Source organism: Clostridium tarantellae, from assembly GCF_009295725.1.
In the GTDB taxonomy this organism is placed as follows: Bacteria; Bacillota; Clostridia; order Clostridiales; family Clostridiaceae; genus Sarcina; species Sarcina tarantellae.
This window is the reverse complement of record NZ_WHJC01000473.1, coordinates 1-1,624: the sequence shown is the minus strand read 5'-3', so window position 1 is coordinate 1,624 and position 1,624 is coordinate 1. Positions and strand designations below refer to the sequence as shown.

The 1,624-nt window shown below is 19.3% G+C and carries 2 protein-coding genes; both read left to right on the top strand.

Features of this window, described 5'->3' with window-relative positions; genetic code table 11:
- Window positions 1-130: 130 nt before the first annotated feature.
- Complete coding sequence (locus GBZ86_RS15680; protein WP_170272297.1) at window positions 131-1,327, top strand: histidine kinase; 1,197 nt, start codon at window positions 131-133, stop codon at window positions 1,325-1,327.
- Window positions 1,305-1,624, top strand: a 320-nt coding sequence (locus GBZ86_RS15675; RefSeq protein ID WP_170272296.1) for a response regulator, incomplete at its 3' end; no start/stop codon positions are given. The genes GBZ86_RS15680 and GBZ86_RS15675, both read left to right, overlap by 23 nt.

Below are 1,624 nucleotides of genomic sequence, written 5' to 3'. Positions count from 1 at the left end.
ATTTAATCCATTATTGGTGTATAATTTACATGTAAATTGTAATTTTTTATATATTTTAAAATAAATTTTAATTTTTTGTATAATTTTATTATAATTTCATATTATTATGAATTTGAAAAGGGGAATCAATATGTATAATAGTAATTTTTCATTAAATTCTCTTATAGATGAACATACTTTTAATCTTATTAAAAAACAAATTTCTCATTTATTCAAATTTGAAGTATTAATATTATCTTCTGATGATAAACTTATTGGAAACGTTATAAATCCAACATATTTATCTAATTTAATTAAAGATTCAAACTTATTAACACAAATATATATTAATGCTAATGAATTCACACTAAGAAATTTTACCAGTGAAATAACTGCAAATAATAACTTTTTTGGAAAAGTTATTGTAGGTCAATGTAAATTAGAAAATAATTTTATTAACTATAGCTCTAAAATTATTAACTTTTGCAAAAAAAATAATATACCTGAAAATTTAATTTTTGAAGCTTTTTCTAAAATTCCTAAAAGAACTAGTCAAGATATTAATACAATGAAATATTGTAGTGAATTTATTGCTAATTATATTTCTCAAATTATATCAAATAAAATAAAAAATAATGAAATCTCTTATTTGAAAAATAAACAACTTAAATACATAGATACAATTAAAAAAATTAAAATTAAAGATTATAATAAAGAAAATAATTCTTATTTTTTATTTAATACACTTAATTCCATTAGTCGAATGGCTTTTTTAGAAAATGCTTCTCATACTGAAGAAATGATTTATTGTCTATCAGATTTATTAAGGTATAAATTTAAACAATCTGAAAATTTTACTACTATAGGAAGTGAATTAGAAAATATAAAAAAATACTTATTTATACAAAATATCAGATATAAAAATAGCTTAAAATACTATATTGACATACCAAAAAATATATTAAATTATAGAATACCACCTATGATTATTGAGCCAATGGTTGAAAAAATCATTTTTCATGGAATAGAATCAAAAATTGGTGAAGGATTTATATCTATATATGGTAATATTATTAATAATGATATAAAAATTAAAATTAAATATAATGATATATATGATTCATCTAATCACCACTCCACCCTATTAAGTTGTAAAAATAAACCTTTAGAATTTTTAAATGCTAATAAGAGATTAGTCTCCTATTTTGGTTCAAATTATGGTATTGAAATCTTTAATGCAGATAAGGGAGAAACTTTAATTGAAATTAAAATTCCTTGCTTTAAAGAAATATTATTTGATAATACAAAAGAAAGGAATACCTACAATGTATACTATTATGATTGTTGAAAATGAAGCTATTGAAAGAGATGCTTTAAAAATATTCTTAAATAGAAATTTTAAAAATACTTTTAATAAAATAATTGAAGCTAAAAATGGACATGAAGCTATAAAAAAATCACGAATTTATAATCCTAATTTAATAATTATGAATATTGAAATTCCTCAAATAAATGGAATAGATACTCAAAAAGAAATTCTTTCTTTTTCATCTAAAGTAAATACTATTTTTATTTCTGCTCATTCAAGCTTTGAATATGCACAGCAAGCTTTAAAATTAAATGTAAAAGATTACTTAATAAAACC